Source organism: Malacoplasma muris, from assembly GCF_046774425.1.
In the GTDB taxonomy this organism is placed as follows: domain Bacteria; phylum Bacillota_I; class Bacilli_A; order Mycoplasmatales; family Mycoplasmoidaceae; genus Malacoplasma; species Malacoplasma muris.
On the sequence record NZ_CP177248.1, the window covers coordinates 299,876 to 319,649 of the forward strand.

General features: G+C 25.3%; 17 protein-coding genes. All 17 read left to right on the top strand.

The window, feature by feature from the left end; translation table 4 throughout:
• Positions 1-128 precede the first annotated feature (128 nt).
• A complete protein-coding gene (locus ACLFO7_RS01240) occupies positions 129-3,509 on the top strand; it encodes a lipoprotein 17-related variable surface protein (RefSeq protein WP_412032537.1) in 3,381 nt (1,126 codons plus the stop codon).
• A gap of 206 nt (positions 3,510-3,715) precedes the next feature.
• Entirely contained in the window at positions 3,716-7,105 is a 3,390-nt protein-coding gene (locus ACLFO7_RS01245) for a lipoprotein 17-related variable surface protein (RefSeq protein WP_412032538.1), read from the top strand.
• 110 nt (positions 7,106-7,215) lie between these two features.
• Positions 7,216-8,469 (top strand): DUF2130 domain-containing protein, encoded by a 1,254-nt coding sequence (locus ACLFO7_RS01250; RefSeq protein WP_412032539.1) that lies wholly within the window; start codon positions 7,216-7,218, stop codon positions 8,467-8,469.
• A 92-nt stretch (positions 8,470-8,561) separates the two neighbouring features.
• Entirely contained in the window at positions 8,562-8,954 is a 393-nt protein-coding gene (locus tag ACLFO7_RS01255) for a hypothetical protein (RefSeq protein WP_412032540.1), read from the top strand.
• A gap of 93 nt (positions 8,955-9,047) precedes the next feature.
• Entirely contained in the window at positions 9,048-9,440 is a 393-nt protein-coding gene (locus ACLFO7_RS01260) for a hypothetical protein (protein ID WP_412032541.1), read from the top strand.
• Positions 9,441-9,531: 91 nt separating this feature from the next.
• On the top strand, positions 9,532-9,966 hold the full coding sequence (locus ACLFO7_RS01265; RefSeq protein ID WP_412032542.1) for a hypothetical protein: 435 nt from the start codon (positions 9,532-9,534) through the stop codon (positions 9,964-9,966).
• 91 nt (positions 9,967-10,057) lie between these two features.
• Positions 10,058-10,588 (top strand): hypothetical protein, encoded by a 531-nt coding sequence (locus ACLFO7_RS01270; protein ID WP_412032543.1) that lies wholly within the window; start codon positions 10,058-10,060, stop codon positions 10,586-10,588.
• A gap of 93 nt (positions 10,589-10,681) precedes the next feature.
• A complete protein-coding gene (locus tag ACLFO7_RS01275; protein WP_412032541.1) occupies positions 10,682-11,074 on the top strand; it encodes a hypothetical protein in 393 nt (130 codons plus the stop codon).
• A 91-nt stretch (positions 11,075-11,165) separates the two neighbouring features.
• A complete protein-coding gene (locus ACLFO7_RS01280; protein ID WP_412032542.1) occupies positions 11,166-11,600 on the top strand; it encodes a hypothetical protein in 435 nt (144 codons plus the stop codon).
• Positions 11,601-11,691: 91 nt separating this feature from the next.
• Positions 11,692-12,222, top strand: coding sequence for a hypothetical protein (locus tag ACLFO7_RS01285; RefSeq protein ID WP_412032543.1), 531 nt, complete (start codon positions 11,692-11,694; stop codon positions 12,220-12,222).
• Between the two features lie 93 nt (positions 12,223-12,315).
• Complete coding sequence (locus ACLFO7_RS01290; protein ID WP_412032544.1) at positions 12,316-12,879, top strand: hypothetical protein; 564 nt, start codon at positions 12,316-12,318, stop codon at positions 12,877-12,879.
• Positions 12,880-13,054: 175 nt separating this feature from the next.
• Positions 13,055-13,603, top strand: a complete 549-nt coding sequence (locus tag ACLFO7_RS01295) for a hypothetical protein (protein ID WP_412032545.1) — start codon at positions 13,055-13,057, stop codon at positions 13,601-13,603.
• Positions 13,604-13,943: 340 nt separating this feature from the next.
• Complete coding sequence (locus ACLFO7_RS01300; protein WP_412032546.1) at positions 13,944-15,020, top strand: thiamine pyrophosphate-dependent dehydrogenase E1 component subunit alpha; 1,077 nt, start codon at positions 13,944-13,946, stop codon at positions 15,018-15,020.
• A 2-nt stretch (positions 15,021-15,022) separates the two neighbouring features.
• Complete coding sequence (locus tag ACLFO7_RS01305) at positions 15,023-16,018, top strand: alpha-ketoacid dehydrogenase subunit beta (RefSeq protein WP_412032547.1); 996 nt, start codon at positions 15,023-15,025, stop codon at positions 16,016-16,018.
• A 9-nt stretch (positions 16,019-16,027) separates the two neighbouring features.
• Positions 16,028-17,344 carry a dihydrolipoamide acetyltransferase family protein gene (locus ACLFO7_RS01310; protein ID WP_412032548.1) on the top strand — a complete coding sequence of 439 codons (1,317 nt, stop codon included), beginning with the start codon at positions 16,028-16,030 and terminating at the stop codon, positions 17,342-17,344.
• Positions 17,345-17,350: 6 nt separating this feature from the next.
• On the top strand, positions 17,351-18,751 hold the full coding sequence (gene lpdA / locus ACLFO7_RS01315) for a dihydrolipoyl dehydrogenase (protein ID WP_412032549.1): 1,401 nt from the start codon (positions 17,351-17,353) through the stop codon (positions 18,749-18,751).
• The gene (locus ACLFO7_RS01320; protein WP_412032550.1) at positions 18,751-19,749 is read left to right on the top strand and encodes a lipoate--protein ligase; all 999 of its coding nucleotides are present in this window, start codon (positions 18,751-18,753) and stop codon (positions 19,747-19,749) included. Before lpdA ends, ACLFO7_RS01320 begins: the two co-directional genes overlap by 1 nt.
• Positions 19,750-19,774 lie beyond the last annotated feature (25 nt).

The window sequence follows — 19,774 nt, forward strand, 5'->3', positions numbered from 1 at the left end:
TTATAAATCATGTAATTTTTTATTACATGATTTTTTATTACAAATAAATAATTTTTTGTATATTAAAATTTGACTTTAAATATTATTTCGTTTATCGTTTAGTAATGAAATTAAAGTGGGGTTTATATATGAAAATAAATAAAAAATTATTATTTTTAGTACCTTCTGCAATTGCTTCAATTGCATTAGTGCCAACAATTGGTGTCATTGGTGCTAGACGTATATCAAGTAGAAACTCCAATACATTAGGTGATGTTTCTAATGTTACACAAGATGTTACAAATTCAACAACTCAATCTAGCAAGCCACTTGTACCAGCTTATGCAAACATGGCTAATCCAAAATTAAGTTCAAGAAATGGCCCAATAGTTTTTTGATTAAACAAAATTACAAGTTTAGACTGATTTGGTGCTGAACGTTGAACTCTTAGTATGCAAACAGATGTACAATTTAGTGATGGATTTAAACCTTTCCAAAATATAGGAGATGGTAAAACTAATTGAGTAAGATGGTGATTAAATTTCGAACTAGATAAAGTTAATGATATACTGTATGTTCTTTCAAATGCAAAAGGAGGACAAAAACAATATGCTATTGCAATAGATGTTCAAACTGGTAAATTAATTGATTATTATGAAACAGCTGAAGCTATTAGTGGTGGCGTTAATAGCAATGTTCATTCTCAAGCATTTTTTCAAATAAGAGTTTTAAAGAATGGTAATTTAGCGTTTCTAGGTAAAGCTGGACATGTTGCTTCAGGAGATGTTGATGTTATAGATGTTGTTGACATTAAAACAAAACAAGTAACTAGATATAATGGAAATATTGATAATAGCATTGCTCCAAGACCTACTGCTACTACAACAGGACATGATTACAGTAGATCAACAAATATAATGTTTAATTTAATACCTATAGCAGATAATAGAAATTTATTAGCTTACTACAATTTAACAAGTAGATCAGGGACAAGTAATGATGGTGGAGCTACTGGTGGAACTTCTGAAGTTCGTTTTATATTAGTTGATGACCATATGAATACAATTTCTAATGCAACAAATGGTTGAAATAATGAATCTAAATTAGTAACAAATGCTATAACTGGAACTAGAAATAGTACAATTACTCCACAATGTGACTACCATGTTTTATTGGATGGAAGAATTGTTACTGTAATATATGACAAACTTGTAATTATTGACCCAACAGATTCTAACAATCCAAAATTATCAATTTCAGCTTTAGAAGAAGATAAATGAATTGAATCATGATCTTTTGATAGTAATGAAACATTATTTTTCAAAGAGAGAAATGGAACAAATATTAAACAAGTAAAACTTGATCCTGATAAAAATAATATTAATAATCCAAATCATGTAATTTCTCAATATTACAATTTAGCAGATTCTCCTATTCAAGAAATAAAAGATACAGCAAGTAGCCTTATTCTATATAATGTTTATGGTTATATTGGTCAAATAATGCTTATTAATTGTTATTATAGAGAATATATAGATTATAAAAAAGTTCCTACAGAACAGGAAATCACTGACAATAAATATGGATTAGCTGTTGCTATCACAAACAATAAAACAGCTACAGGTCAGGGTGATACAAAAGGTTTATTAAATACAGATAATGCATTTTTAAAATCATCAGATTTTACAATTTCACAAGATATTCTTGATAAAAAATTACCAAGTGAAATTACAAGAGAGGATTTAACATTTTTAAATGGTGCTTTTTTAACTAAAAATACAGCTAAAAATGAAGATGGCAGTTTAAAATATGAACCTTTTGTAAAAAATAAAATTGATGATATTAACAAGACATTACAAGTTACTTTAAACTTAGATCAAATTCCTTGATTTGTTACTGATGGACAAATGCCTAGCAATATAGTTCCCTTGAAAATTACAAAAGAGTTTAATACTGTTACTGAAATATCAAGTAGATTTAGTTGAAAAAATGTTGATCAAGAAGATTATGATTTTAAAAATACATTACCAAGTAAAATGACAGTTGCTGATATTGAAAGAATCAATCCTTTTGTTTCGACTTTAACTAGTCAAAGACAAATAATAAATGGTAGTTCATATCCAAAAACTGAATATGTAATAAAGGAAATAAACGATACAGAAGGTAAAATAAAAATTGAAGCAACTTATAAATATCTTCCTATGGAATTATCTGCATATGAAAATAATTTAAAAGAATATAAGTCAGAAAGAGAATATACTATTTTTAAATCAACTGACAATAAGCAAATTACATTTGTTGGAAATGCTAATACAGATGTTTCTCAAATTCCTGAATTAAAAGAAATTAAAGAATCAAATATATTACCAAGTAGTTTTGTTGGTGCATCTCAGCAAGAATATTTAAAATTTATAGATATAAATAATAGTAAAGGATATCCATTATCAAAAATGAATATTACAGCAGTACCAAATGATGTTGAAGGAACCTTAACTATTAATATAGATCCAAGTAATTATGATTCAAGCTTGCAAAGATACACAAAAACATATACTGGTCTAAATAGAACTGCAACATATTCATTGAGATTTAAAGAAAGTGAAGGTTCTATAAAACAAAACTATTTACCAAGTGAAATAAATGAAGAATTATTCTATCAAAATTTCCTTACATTCAATGGATTTGATTCATCTGATTTTGAACTTCAATTATATCCAAATGATGTAACAGGAGCTTTAACAGCAAATATTATATTGATTGGAAATTATCCAAATGGACCAACTGCAAATAGTGATTTTAAATTTGAAAATAATCAATGAATTGCAAGAAGAACATTTACTGGATTTAAAAACGTTGATGATTACAATAAAGAATATCAATTATCTTTTAAAGAAAATAGTGATTCTTCTTTATATGAATTACAAAGATTAACGCCTAGTGAAATAAAAACTAAATTAGAATCAACAAATGGTTTAACAATTGCTGGTCAAAATTATAAAAATGTAAAAAATCTTGTAGAACTATTTGTATCAAGTAAAGGTATTAAATTGCCAAATATAAGTAGTAGTAATAATGTAAATGTTAATATGTATATAAATAATGGTGGCGGTGAAATCACTTGATCTATAACTTTTAGTAATTTGGATGGTTATCCAAATCCTATAACATTTCTACATACTATGAGTGGATTTGCCAAAGGGAATGATGTTGCAACACCAGATGTTTTAACATTTAAAAATTCTAATCAATTAAAGTTATCACATTCTGACTATTTTAATATGTTACCAAGTCAAATTAAATCAATGTTAGAAAATAATAATCAATTAATTAATGAATTCTTTTTAAATCCCCCAACTGGTGGATACTTTACAGCAATTCAAAAAAATAATTTTAAATTAGATATTGTTGCAAATGATACAAGAGGAACATTAAATATAAAAATTAAATTTACAAAAAATGATACAAACAATATTCATAAAGATTCTTTATTAGAATATAACCAAATGTTTACTGGTTTTGTTTATCATTAATATAAATCACAAATTAAAAAATCATGTAATTTTGTATTACATGATTTTTTATTATTTATTTAATGTGTATTATTTGTATTTTATCCACTAAGTGTCTTTCATCATAAATTATCAAAATAATAAAATTTTACACATTAAAATTTGACTTTACATATTATTTCGTTTATCGTTTAGTCATAAAAAATTAATAAGTGGGGTTTTAAAATATGAAAGTAAATAAAAAATTATTGTTTTTAGTTCCTTCAGCAATTGCTTCAATTGCTTTAGTCCCAACAATTGGTGTTATCGGAGCTAGACGTATATCAAGTAGAAACTCCAATACATTAGGTGATGTTTCTAATATTAATCAAGATGTTACAAATTCTACAACTCAATCAAGTAAGCCACTTGTACCAGCTTATACAAATATGTCTAACCCAAAATTAAGTTCAAGAAATGGTCCAATAGTTTTTTGATTAGACAAGATTACAAGTCTAGATTGATTTGGTGCAGAGCGTTGAACGTTACATATGGTTGATGATGTAGTATTTGAAAATGGGTTTAAACCATTAGCAGTAAATGGAACTTCTAATACAAATTGAGTAAGATCATGATTAAATTTTGAATTGGATAAAGCGAATGATATATTGTATGTTCTTTCAAATGCAAAAGGAGGAAATAAACAATATGCTGTTGCAATAGATGTTCAAACTGGTAACTTAATTGATTATTATGAAACTGCTGAAGTTACTAGTGGTAGTGCTGGTAGTAAAGTGCATTCAAATGCATTTTTCCAAATAAGAGTCTTAAAAAATGGTAATTTAGCATTTTTAGGAAAGGCTGGAGATGTTGCTGCAGGGAATAATGATGTTATTGACGTTGTTGACATTAAAACAAAACAAGTAACTAGATACAATGGAAATATTGATAGTAACATTGCTCCAAAGCCTGTAGCTGATACAACATTAAATCCAGGACATAATTATAGTCGATCTACAAATATAATGTTTAATTTAATACCTATAGCAAATAATAGAAATTTATTAGCTTACTATAATTTAACAAGTAAATCAGGGACACAGAATGATGCTGGAGCTGCTAATGGTACTTCTGAGGTTCGTTTTATATTAGTTGATGACCATATGAATACAATTCCTAATGCAACAAATGGTTGAAATAATACATCTAAATTAGTAACAAATGCTATAACTGGAACTAGAAATAGTACAATTACTCCACAATGTGACTACCATGTTTTATTGGATGGAAGAATCGTTACTGTAATATATGACAAACTTGTAGTTATTGACCCAACAAATCCTAATGATCCAAAATTATCAATTTCAGTTTTAGAAAATGATAAATGAATTGAATCATGATCTTTTGATAGTAATGAAACATTATTTTTTAAAGAAAGAAATGGAACAAATATTAAACAAGTAAAACTTGATCCTGATAAATCTAATATTAATAATCCAAATCATGTAATTTCTCAATATTACAATTTAGCAGATTCACCTATTCAAGAAATAAAAGATACAGCTAGTAGCCTAATTTTATATAATGTTTATGGTTATATTGGTCAAATAATGCTTATTAATTGTTACTATAGACCTTGAATAGATTATAAAGATATTCCTGATCAAACTCAAATTGATGCCAACAAATATGGATTAGCTGTTGCTATTACAAGTAATCCAAATGCTGCTGGTCAAGGTGATACAAAAGGTTTATTAAATACAGATAATGCATTTTTAAAATCATCAGATTTTACAATTTCACAAGATATTCTTAATAAAAAATTACCAAGTGAAATTACAAGAGAAGATTTAACATTTTTAAATGGTGCTTTTTTAACTAAAAATACAACTAAAAATGAAGATGGTACTTTGAAATATGAACCTTTTGTAAAAAATGTAATTGATGACAACCAGAAAAACCTAAAAGTGACATTGAATTTAGATCAAATTCCTTGATTTGTTACTGATGGCCAAATGCCTAGCAATATAGTTCCTTTGAAAATTACAAAAGAGTTTAATACTGTCATAGAATTATCAAGTAGATTTAGTTGAAAAAATGTAGATCAAGATGACTATGATTTTAGAAATACATTACCAAGTAAAATGACAATTGAAGATATTCAAAGAGTAAGCCCTTTAGTTTCAACATTAACTAGTCAAAGACAAATTATAAATGGCGATTCATATCCAAAAACTGAATATAAAATAACAGAAGCAAATGATACAACTGGTAAGATGAAAATACAGGTAACTTATAAATATCTTCCAATGGAATTGCCTGCAAACACAAGCAATATAAAAGAATATATAACAGAAAAAGAATATACTATTTTTAAATCAACTGATGCTAAGAAAATTAGATTTGTCGGTAATAATCTTACAGATGTTTCTCAAATTCCTGAATTAAAAGAAATTAAAGAATCAAATATATTACCTAGTAGTTTTTTAAATGCATCAAAACAAGAATATTTAAAATTTATAGATATTAATAATAGTGCAGGATATCCATTATCAAAAATGAATATTACTGCATCAGCAGATGATGTTAATGGAACTTTAACTATTAATATAGATCCAACAGCATATGATTCATCTTTAAGTGTTCAAACAAAAACATATACTGGTTTAAACAAAACTAATACATATTCATTAAGATTCAAAGATGAATCTACTATAAAGTCAGATTATTTGCCAAGTGAAATAAATGAAGAATTGTTTTACCAAAACTTTCTTGCGTTTAGTGGATTTGATTCATCTGATTTTGAACTTCAGTTATATCCAAATGATGTAACAGGAGCTTTAACAGCAAACATTATCTTAGTTGGTAATTATCCTAATGGTCCAACTGCAAATAGTGATTTTAAATTAGAAAATGGTCAATGAATTGCAAGAAGAACATTTACTGGATTTAAAAATATTGAAGACTACAATAAAGAATATCAATTATCTTTTAAAGAAGATGGACATACTTCTTTATATGAAGTTCAAAGACTAACTCCAAATGAGATAAAAACAAAATTAGAATCTACTACTGGATTAACTCTTAGTGGAAATAAAACATATAGAAATGCAAAAGACTTTATTGAATTATTTATTTCAAGCAAAGGTAGTAAGTTACCTACAATAAGTAACAATAATGATGTTAATGTCAACATGTACATCAACAATGGTGGTGGTGAAATTACTTGATCTATAACTTTTAATAGTTTAGAAGGATATGCAAATCCAATAACATTTTTACATACTGTAGGTGGATTTGCTAAGGGTAATGATGTTGCAACACCAGATATTCTAACATTCAAAAATTCTAATCAATTAAAACTATCTCATTCAAGTTACTTTAATATGTTGCCAAGTCAGATTGAATCAATGTTAAAAAATGATAAACAGTTAATAAATAATTTCTTTTTAAATACTCCAACAGGTGGATACTATACAGCAATTCAAAGTGGTGATTTTACATTAGAAATTGTTGCAAATGATACAAGAGGAACATTAAATATTAAAATTAAATTTGTGAAAAATAACACTAATAACATTAATTCAAATTCATTATTAGAATACAATCAAACATTTACTGGTTTTATGTATCATTAATTTCTAAAATAAAGTATAACTATTAAATTATGGTTATACTTTATTTTTTAATATTTCAATAATGATATATTAAAATGTAAATAATTATGAAAATATATGAGAGTCACAATATGTCAAAAGAAATTAAAATTCGTATAAAAGATGCTGATCAATTAGTCTTTGAAATTTTAGAAGATTCAAAGCAAGGCGATTATTTTTGTTTGAAAAACATAAATAATATTGATTTTACAAACCTTCAAACAAAGATTTTAGAAAAAAAAGATGAATATGTTAATCAATTAATTGCAAAAGAGAAATCTAATTTTATAAATGAATTTAAATTGGGTGATGAGTATAGAAATAAAGAAAGAAGAATAAATGAATTAGAAAAAAATGAAAGTATTTGAAAAGAAAAAATTCAAAATGAATATACTAAAGCTAAAGCTGATGTTGAAAAAGATTTTATTTTAAAAATTGGTAAATTAGAACAAGAAATTGATTCATTAAAAAAACAACATAGTATTGAAATTGATAATGCTAAGCTAAAAGTACAAAATGAATTGCAGACTAAGATTCTAACTTTAGAGAATCAATTTTCACAAATAAGTGAAAAACACAAATTAGATTTAAGAGAAAAAGAAATGGAATATTCTTCTAAAATTGAACAAATTCAAAGAGAAAAAAATTTAAATGTTAAACTGTTAGGTAATGAATTGGAAAATACTTTACTTCAATATTATAATGATGCTTTAAGTATAAATGATGATTGTAGTCTTGAAAGAACAACAAAAGATGTTGATGGTACTAAACCTGATTTTATTTTTAAAGTGATTGATTATGATAAATCAGTTTTAGGTTCAGTTATAATTGAAGCTAAAACACAACTTCCTAATTCTTCAACTAGTAAAAAAAATAAAGATCATTTTAATAAACTTGAAATCGATAGAAAAAAACATAATGCTGAATTTAGTTTGCTTGTAACTGAATTGGAACAAGATGATATTTTTGTAATTAAAAAAGAAAACAGTTATGAGAATATGTTTGTTGTTAGACCAGCATATTTTATTTCATTTCTTTCTATAATGAGATATTTATTTCTTAAAAGAAGAGATATAAAGAAAAGTGAAATCAATTTTAAAAATAAACAAGAGATTATGAATGATTTTAATAAATTGAAAAATGAAATACTAGATAATAGTATAAAAAACATTGATAAAAATATACAGGAAATTATTAAATGTGCTGATAATGTTTCAAAACATGCACAGACAATAACTGAATCTGCTAATGTAATTTTAAATAAGCATTTAGAAACAGTAAAAAATAAAATAGAAAACTTTAAAATACAAGGAATAATCAAACAAATTGACAATTTAGAAAAATAAACTAACAAATTTTTATAATTTCAATATTTTTTAACGTTTTTATATATGAAGGGTTGTTGCACTTCATATATTTTTATTTTCAAGGAGTAAATGTGAAAAATAAAAAAATTGATCTAAATAAAAGTGAAACTCAATCTGGATTTTTTAATAAGAAGCAACTAATAGATTTTATTAAAGCAAGCAATACTTGTATAGGTAAAGATATTTTAATTCAACATGAATATATTGAAATTATTGATGTCAACAATAATATTCAAAAAGAATTGAATAGTAAATCAATCTGTGGGACAATAGAAATAACTCAAGGAAAACAAGAAATGAAAATAGATAAAACAGATTTGATTCTTCAAGAAATCAGAAACATAAAAAATGATTTCAATGAATTTAAAGTTGAAGTAAAAGATGAATTGAAAACAATAAGGAATGACATTAAAGATATAAAAAATTGTCCAACAATTAAATCTGAATTAAATATTTCTAAATAAATTAACAAATTTTTATAATTTCAAAATTTCTTAACGTTTTTATATATGAAGGGTTGTTGCGCTTCATATATTTTTTATTTCCAAGGAGTAAATGTGAAAAATAAAAGAATTGATTTAAATAAAAGTGAAACTCAATCTGGATCTTTTAATAAGAGACAGCTAATAGATTTTATTAAAGCAAGCAATACTTGCATTGGTAAAGATATTTTAATTCAACATGAATATATTGAAATAATTGATGTCAACAATAATATTCAAAAAGAATTGAATAGTAAATCAATCTGTGGGACAATAGAAATAACTCAAGGAAAACAAGAAATGAAAATAGATAAAACAGATTTGATTCTTCAAGAAATTAGAAACATAAAAAATGATTTCAATGAATTTAAAGTTGAAGTAAAAGATGAATTGAAAACAATAAGGAATGACATTAAAGATATAAAAAATTGTCCAACAATTAAATCTGAATTAAATATTTCTAAATAAATTAACAAATTTTTATAATTTCAAAATTTCTTAACGTTTTTATATATGAAGGGTTGTTGCGCTTCATATATTTTTATTTCAAGGAGTAAATGTGAAAAATAAAAGAATTGATCTAAATAAAAATGAAACTCAATCTGGATCTTTTAATAAGAAGCAGCTAATAGATTTTATCAAAACAAGCAACACTTGCATTGGTAAAGATATTTTAGTTCAACATGAATATGTTGAAATTATTGATGATAACAATAATATTCAAAAAGAATTGAATAGTAAATCAATATGTGGGACAATAGAAATAACTCAAGGAAAGCAAGAAATGAAAATAGATAAAACAGATTTAATTCTTCAAGAAATCAGAAACATTAATTTTGAGATTAGTAATATTAAAAATGATTTCAATGAATTCAAAGTTGAAGTAAAAGACGAATTTAAAAAAGTGAACGAAAGATTAGGTAATGTTGAAAATGACATTAAAGATATAAAAAATTGTCCAACAATTAAATCTGAATTAAATATTTCTAAATAAATTATTAAATTTTATAATTTCAAAAATTTTTAACGTTTTTATATATGAAGGGTTATTGCACTTTATATATTTTTATTTCCAAGGAGCAAATGTGAAAAATAAAAGAATTGATCTAAATAAAAATGAAACTCAATCTGGATCTTTTAATAAGAAGCAGCTAATAGATTTTATCAAAACAAGCAACACTTGCATTGGTAAAGATATTTTAGTTCAACATGAATATGTTGAAATTATAAATGATAACAATAATATTCAAAAAGAATTGAATAGTAAATCAATCTGTGGGACAATAGAAATAACTCAAGGAAAGCAAGAAATGAAGATAGATAAAACAGATTTAATTCTTCAGGAAATTAAAAACATGAATGATAGAGTTAACAATATAAACGATGAAATTAAAAATATGAAAAATGATTTCAATGAATTCAAAGTTGAAGTAAAATATGAATTTAAAAAAGTGAATGCAAGATTAGATAATGTTGAAAAAGATTTCAATGAATTTAAAGTTGAGGTAAAGGAGGAATTTAAAAAAGTAAATTCAAGATTAGATATTGTTGAAAATGACATTAAAGATATAAAAAACTGTCCAACAATTAAATCTGAATTAAATATTTCTAAATAAATTCACAAATTTTTATAATTTCAAAATTTCTTAACGTTTTTATATATGAAGGGTTGTTGCGCTTCATATATTTTTTATTTCCAAGGAGTAAATGTGAAAAATAAAAGAATTGATTTAAATAAAAGTGAAACTCAATCTGGATCTTTTAATAAGAGACAGCTAATAGATTTTATTAAAGCAAGCAATACTTGCATTGGTAAAGATATTTTAATTCAACATGAATATATTGAAATAATTGATGTCAACAATAATATTCAAAAAGAATTGAATAGTAAATCAATCTGTGGGACAATAGAAATAACTCAAGGAAAACAAGAAATGAAAATAGATAAAACAGATTTGATTCTTCAAGAAATTAGAAACATAAAAAATGATTTCAATGAATTTAAAGTTGAAGTAAAAGATGAATTGAAAACAATAAGGAATGACATTAAAGATATAAAAAATTGTCCAACAATTAAATCTGAATTAAATATTTCTAAATAAATTAACAAATTTTTATAATTTCAAAATTTCTTAACGTTTTTATATATGAAGGGTTGTTGCGCTTCATATATTTTTATTTCAAGGAGTAAATGTGAAAAATAAAAGAATTGATCTAAATAAAAATGAAACTCAATCTGGATCTTTTAATAAGAAGCAGCTAATAGATTTTATCAAAACAAGCAACACTTGCATTGGTAAAGATATTTTAGTTCAACATGAATATGTTGAAATTATTGATGATAACAATAATATTCAAAAAGAATTGAATAGTAAATCAATATGTGGGACAATAGAAATAACTCAAGGAAAGCAAGAAATGAAAATAGATAAAACAGATTTAATTCTTCAAGAAATCAGAAACATTAATTTTGAGATTAGTAATATTAAAAATGATTTCAATGAATTCAAAGTTGAAGTAAAAGACGAATTTAAAAAAGTGAACGAAAGATTAGGTAATGTTGAAAATGACATTAAAGATATAAAAAATTGTCCAACAATTAAATCTGAATTAAATATTTCTAAATAAATTATTAAATTTTATAATTTCAAAAATTTTTAACGTTTTTATATATGAAGGGTTATTGCACTTTATATATTTTTATTTCCAAGGAGCAAATGTGAAAAATAAAAGAATTGATCTAAATAAAAATGAAACTCAATCTGGATCTTTTAATAAGAAGCAGCTAATAGATTTTATCAAAACAAGCAACACTTGCATTGGTAAAGATATTTTAGTTCAACATGAATATGTTGAAATTATAAATGATAACAATAATATTCAAAAAGAATTGAATAGTAAATCAATCTGTGGGACAATAGAAATAACTCAAGGAAAGCAAGAAATGAAGATAGATAAAACAGATTTAATTCTTCAGGAAATTAAAAACATGAATGATAGAGTTAACAATATAAACGATGAAATTAAAAATATGAAAAATGATTTCAATGAATTCAAAGTTGAAGTAAAATATGAATTTAAAAAAGTGAATGCAAGATTAGATAATGTTGAAAAAGATTTCAATGAATTTAAAGTTGAGGTAAAGGAGGAATTTAAAAAAGTAAATTCAAGATTAGATATTGTTGAAAATGACATTAAAGATATAAAAAACTGTCCAACAATTAAATCTGAATTAAATATTTCTAAATAAATTCACAAATTTTTATAATTTCAAAAGTTTTTAACGTTTTTATATATGAAGGGTTGTTGCGCTTCATATATTTTTTATTTCCAAGGAGTAAATGTGAAAAATAAAAGAATTGATTTAAATAAAAGTGAAACTCAATCTGGATCTTTTAATAAGAGACAGCTAATAGATTTTATTAAAGCAAGCAATACTTGCATTGGTAAAGATATTTTAATTCAACATGAATATATTGAAATAATTGATGCCAATAATAATATGCAAAAAGAATTGAATAGTAAATCAATCTGTGGGACAATAGAAATAACTCAAGGAAAGCAAGAAATGAAAATAGATAAAACAGATTTAATTCTTCAAGAAATTAGAAATATTAAAGATGATTTCAATGAATTCAAAGTTGAAGTAAAAAATGAATTTAAAAAAGTGAATGCAAGATTAGATAATGTTGAAAAAGATTTCAATGAATTCAAAGTTGAAGTAAAAGATGAATTTAAAAAAGTTAATAATGAAATCAAAAAAGTGAATTCAAGATTAGACAGTGTTGAAAAAGATTTTAGTGAATTCAAGATTGAAATCAAAGAAGAGTTGAAAACAATAAAGAATGACATTAAGGATATAAAAAATTGTCCAACAATTAAATCTGAATTAAATATTTCTAAGTAAATTTAATTTATTAATTTTGTATGTAAAAACTAGCAAAACGATATATATATATATATATATATATAAAAGTGATAATAGAATATTTGACTCTTTTTTAATGCTTAAAAATAAAAATAAATAATAATAAAATTATTTTTAGTGTAAAATTCTTTTGTAAAAAATAAAGGAGTTAATAATGCTAGAAAGAAAAAATGTTTTAAAATTATCATTATCCTTCTTAGTTGGTAGTGTTAGTGTAATCACACCACTTTTTGTTTTAACTTCTTGTAAAAATGATGTTATTTCAAAAGATTCAGAGGATGCCATAATAAAACACACAGAATTTTTTTCTTGTAAAATAGATGACAGATTTGTAGTTAGTAATGGTATTAAAATGCATATAAATGTGTCGCAATTTAAAAATTTTCCATCACTAGATAGAAATGAAATTGTTGATAAAAAATTAATTAATTCAAATTTAATATTTGATAATATTGATCTTTTTGTTAAGCCTGGAACACACAATATTACTTCAGCAGATAAAATAATAATGCATGCTTTATACATAGATAGTTTGCAAAATAAACCAACCATTTCTTTTGCTTTTTATTTTGTAAAAGAATCAATATATGCAAATGGAAAATTGAATCAAAGTTATTCACCAATTCAAATAAGTAATAGTGGTATACATCACATTAGTCCACTTTTTTTTACATTAAAAGGTGATTGAATAAATGAAAAATAAGAGTAAATAATATATATATATATATATATACTTTGTAAAATAGACGTATTTTTTCAATGATATTTGGTTAAATATGTCTATTTTTTTATGTAATGTTTTTCAATATATTAATTGCACTATATTCTATTCTATTTATAAAAATGATGTAAATAACTATTTTTACATTATTGTATGCAAAAAAATACTAATTTTTATTAAAGAATTAGTAAAATTAGATTAGCATTTATGCATAAAAGACATTATTAATTATTGTTTTAACTTATTAAGTTGTTTTACTTGTTATTGTTTGTATAAATGTATTAAAATAATTATGTATGCAAAAAATGAAAGAAGGATGAATATGTTGATTAACAAATTTGACCAACAAACTGAAACTTATTCAGTTTTAGACATTAATGGAGAAATAACTCAATTAGGTTATAAAATTCCATTAACAAATGAACAAATTCATAAAGCATTTTATTTAATGAAATTAAGTAGAAGACTTGATGAAAGAATGTTACAAATGCAAAGACAAGGTAGAATGTTGACTTTCCCTCCTAACATGGGTGAAGAAGCTTTACAAGTTGCATCTGTATTTGGTATGGATAAAAATGATTATTATGTACCAGCATTTAGATCAGGAGCTGTTGCATTAGCAATGGGATGTCCTGCATGACAATTAATGTTGTTATGAAATGGTAATGAATGAGGAAATGTTGCTCCTGAAGGTGTAAACTTTTTACCTCCAAATATTACTATAGGTGCACAATATTCTCAAGCAACTGGAATTGGTTTTGCTTTAAATTATAAAAAACTTCCAAATGTTGCTGTTACTGTAATTGGTGATGGTGGAACATCTGAAGGTGAATTCTATGAAGCTATGAACTTTGGTAATGTAAGAGGAGCTCAAACAATTTATTGTGTAAATAACAATATGTGAGCTATTTCTACTCCAACTCATAAAGAAACAGTTCAACTTGATATTGCTGCAAAAGCAATTGCTGCTGGTATGCCATATATTAAAGTTGATGGAAATGATATCTTTGCAAGTTATGAAGCTTTTGTTGAAGCAAGAGAATATGTTGTTACAAATAAAAAACCTATTTTAATTGAGTTTGTAACTTATAGACAAGGTCCACACACTACAAGTGATAATCCAAGAGTGTATAGATCTGAAGAATATGAAGCAGAACATAATAAAAAATGTCCTATTTCAAGACTTGAAAAATACATGTTAGCAAATGGATTGATTACTCCAGTTGAAATTGCTGAGCTTGAAGCTAAAATTGAAGCTGAAATTACTGAAGCTACAAATATAATGGAAAGCAAAAAAGCTGTTACAATTGATGAAGTTTTTGATTATACATATGCTAACAACTATGATGAATTAAAAGAACAAAAACAAGAAGCTAAAAGAATCTTTGGTGGTAAATAATTATGTCTAAAATTACTGTAAACAATATTGAAGCATTGAATAATGCTATTGAATTAAACATGAGAAAAGATCCAAACATTTTACTTTGAGGTGAAGATGCTGGATTTGAAGGTGGTGTTTTTAGAGCCACTCAAGGGTTACAAGAAAAATTTGGTGAAGAAAGAGTGTTTGATGCTCCAATTGCTGAAGCATCAATTGTTGGTGCTGGTGTAGGTGCTGCTCTTGCTGGTTTAAAACCAATCGTAGAAATTCAGTTCTCAGGTTTTTCTTTCCTAATTATGCAACATTTATTCTGTCATGCAGCAAGAATTAGAAATAGATCTAGAGGAAGATGAACTTGTCCTTTAGTTGTTAGAATGCCAATGTCAGGTGGAGTAAAAGCACTTGAACACCACTCTGAAGCCTTAGAAGCAATTTATGCTCATATTCCAGGAATTAAAGTTGTAATGCCTTCAACTCCTTATGATACAAAAGGATTGATGACAGCAGCTATTAATGATCCAGATACTGTTGTATTCTTTGAACCAAAAAGATTATATAGATCATTTAAGCAAGAAATTCCTGAAGAATTATATGAAGTTGAAATTGGTAAAGCTAATGTAATGGTTGAAGGAAATGATGTAACTATTGTATCTTATGGAGCACAAGTTCATGATAGTCTTGAAGCTATTAATCAATTAAAAAAATCTCATCCAAATATTAGTGTGGAATTAATTGATTTAAGAACAATTAAACCTCTTGATGTAAAAACAATTATTAAATCAGTGAAGAAAACAGGTAGATTGTTAGTTGCTCATGAAGCTGTTAAATCACATGGTCTAGCAAGTGAAATTATTACACTTGCAAATGAATTAGCTTTTTATCATTTAAAAGCTGCTCCAGTTAGAGTGACTGGTTGAGATATTACTGTTCCTTGACCACAAGGTGAAAAATATCATATGGTTACTCCTGAAAGAATAGTTGAAAAAGTGGTAGAATTAGTAAATACTAAGGAGTAATAAAATTTTATGTATTCATTTAAATTTGCAGATATAGGTGAAGGAATTCACGAAGGTAAGGTTAGTGAAATTCTTGTTAAAGAAGGTGATGCTGTAGTTGATGGAAAGGATTTAATTGTTGTTGAAACTGATAAAGTTACAACTCCAATTGCTTCTCCAGTAAATGGTGTTATTAGCAAAGTATTAGTAAAAATAGGTGACACTATTCATGTAGGTCAAGAACTATTTTTAATTGATACTGATGGAGGAAGTGGATCAAGTTCTACAAGTTCAGCTAGTACTTCAGCATCAGTTGAAACTAAGAGCGAACCAAAACCTGCACAAGAATCATCAGGTGGTGGTGCAAGTGTAGTTGGTCAAGTTAAAGTTTCTGATGACTTATTACCATCTTTTGGTAGTCAAAATGTTTCATCTTCTACTACTGTAGTTGAAAATAAAGAAATATTAGCAAGTCCTGTAGCTAGAGCAGTTGCTTTAGAAAAAGGAATTTCTTTGTCAACAATCAAAGGTACAGGCCCTTTGGGTAGAATATTAAAAGAAGATGTTTTAAAAGCTAGTGGATCAAGTGGTAGTATTTCTTCAAGTAGTTCAACTACTGTAACTACTCCTACTTCAGTAAAAATTTCTGGTCAAGATGTTGCTATTGAAACTACATCTATGAGAAAAGCTATTGCTAAGGCAATGAAAGATTCTTGAGGAAATGTAGCTTATACAAATTTAGCTGTAGAAATTGATGTAACAGAATTATGACATCAAAGAAATAAATTTAAAGATTTAGTTTTAAAAGAAGAAGGAGTAAAATTGACTCTTCTTCCATTCATTGTAAAAGCTATTTCTAAAGCACTTGAAAAATTCCCAAAATTTAATGCTTTAGTTGATGAAGCTAAACAACAAATTGTTCAAAAAGGTAATATTAATATTGGAATAGCAATTGATACAAAAGATGGATTAATTGTTCCAAATATTAAAGATGCTAATTTTAAATCAATTTTAGAAATTGCTAAAGAAATAAGTGATTTAGCTCAAAAAGCAAGAGATAAAAAAATTCAAATGAATGATTTATCAAATGGTACATTCTCAATTTCAAATTATGGATCATTAGGAGCAAGTTTTGGTGTTCCTGTAATTAAATATCCAGAAGTTGCGATTGCAGGTATTGGTTCTTTAGAAGATAAAATTAAAAAAGATGGTTTACATTTTGTAGAAAGAAAAGTAATGTATTTAACAATTGCTGCAGATCATAGATGAGTTGATGGTGGCGACATTGGAAGATTTGCAAGCAAAATTAAACAATATCTTGAAAACTTCACTTTATTATTTATTTAATTAAAAATGAGTAAATACGATTTAATAGTTATTGGTAGTGGTCCAGGAGGATACATTGCTGCTGAGTATGCAGCTAAACAAGGGTTGCATACTCTTATTATAGAATCAGATAATTTTGGTGGAGTTTGTTTAAATAAAGGTTGTATTCCAACTAAAACATTACTTAAATCATCTAAAGTATTAGAATACTTAGTAGAAGCTAATAAATATGGAATTGAAGGATTATCAAAAGAAGGCATTTCTTTGAATTGACCTAAAATTCAAGAACGTAAAAATAATGTAGTAAAACAATTACAAAACGGAATTGGCGGTTTATTAAAGAGCGCTAAAGTTGAGGTTATTAAAGGTATTGCTACTGTTTTATCAAACAATACAGTATCTGTTAATGACACTATTATTGAATTTGATAAATTAATTGTAGCAACTGGTAGTACTCCAAGAAAATTTACAAATATTCCTGGTTTTGAACAAGGATATGCATCAGGAAAATTGATTACATCAGATGAAGCACTTGTATTAAGTGAAATACCAAAGAAATTAACAGTAATTGGTGGTGGTGTAATTGGTGTAGAGTTTGCTACTTTATATGCAGGATTGGGTTCTCAAGTTACAATTCTTCAAGGTGTTGATAGAATTCTTGAGGTATTAGACAATGATATTTCAAAGGAAATAACTTCATTATTGCAGAAAGAAAATGTTAATATTATAACTAATATTAATTTGGTTGAATTCAAGGATAATAATGTAGTTTATACAATTAATGGAGAAACTAAAGTTGATGATGCTGATGTTGTTTTAGTATCTGTTGGTCGTGTTCCAACTTCAGACTGTGTAAAACAAATTGGTGTAAATTTAGAAAAAAATGGATCAATTATTACTAATGAACACATGCAAACAAACTTTGAAAACATTTATGCTATAGGTGATTGTACTAGTAGAATTATGCTAGCTCATACTGCTCATAAAAATGCTTTAGTAGCAGTAGATCATATTCTAAATAAACCAAATAAATATGAACCATTAAAAGTTCCTTCTTGTATTTATACTCATCCAGAAGTTGCATCTATTGGTTATACTGAAGAACAATTAATTGAAAAAAATATTCCATATTATAAGGGTAAAACTCCAATGACTCATATTGGTAAAGCATTAGCTGATGGTGAATCAAAAGGATTTTTAAAATTATTAGTGGGAAAAGAATATGGTGAAATTTTAGGTTGTCATATTGTTGCATCTACAGCAAGTGATATTATTAGTGAAATAGCATTAGCAATGGAACTTGAAGCTACAATATATGATTTAACAAATACTATTCACCCACACCCTACAATTAGTGAAATAGTTTGAGAAACTGCTAAAAAAATATTAACTGATAACTTTAAAGATAAGAAATGATTTAAAAATTAATGAAAATTATTAAACTTCTAAATGATGAAAATCCATACATTAATTTGGCAAGTGAAGAATTTTTGTTAAAATATGAAAAAGATCTTCTCGATGAAGATCTTTTTATTATATGAAAAAACAAAAATACTATTGTTATAGGTAATACACAAAATGCCTTTAGTGAAATAAATTTAATGTATGTTAATAATCATAATATAAAAGTTGTCAGACGTTTAAGTGGTGGTGGGGCAGTATATCATGATAAAAATAATTTTAATTTCACATTTATTAAAAGAAAAAAAAGAAATAATTTTTCTTTTCAAGAATGTTTAGATGTAATTATAGAATTCTTAGGAACACTTAATATAAATGCTAAATATTCTGGAAGAAATGATATTACTGTTGATGGTAAAAAAATATCAGGGAATGCTGTTACTTTTTATCAAAATGATTATCTATTACATGGAACATTATTATTTGACATTGATATTGAAAAACTTGTTGAGTCATTGCATGTGGATAAAAATAAATTAGTTTCTAAAGGAATAGAATCTGTTAAAAGCAGGGTTATGAATATTAAAGAATTATTACCATATTCAATTGATGTTATTTATTTTGAAAAACTATTCATAGATTTCTTAGAAAAAAAATATAATACAAAAACAATGTTTAATAGTTATAAAAACAATTCTATTGTTAATCAATTAGTTTTAGAAAAATATATGAATTATGAATATATTTTTGGAAGAAATTATAACTTTAATTTTAAAAATAGTGTTAAATTACCCAATGCTTTAATTTCAGTTGAATTATTAATTGATGATGGAACAATTAAAGAAATTCATTTTTATACAGATGCATTATATGAAAATAATATTAAAGAATTAGAAAAATATTTTGTTAATACAAAATACAACATGAATATAATAGAAAAATCGCTTAATTTTATTGATTTAAATAAATATATGTATGAATTAGACAAAAAGCAGTTTATTGAATTGCTTTTTAAAAATAATTAACATAATAACTCATTTTAGTAATTAT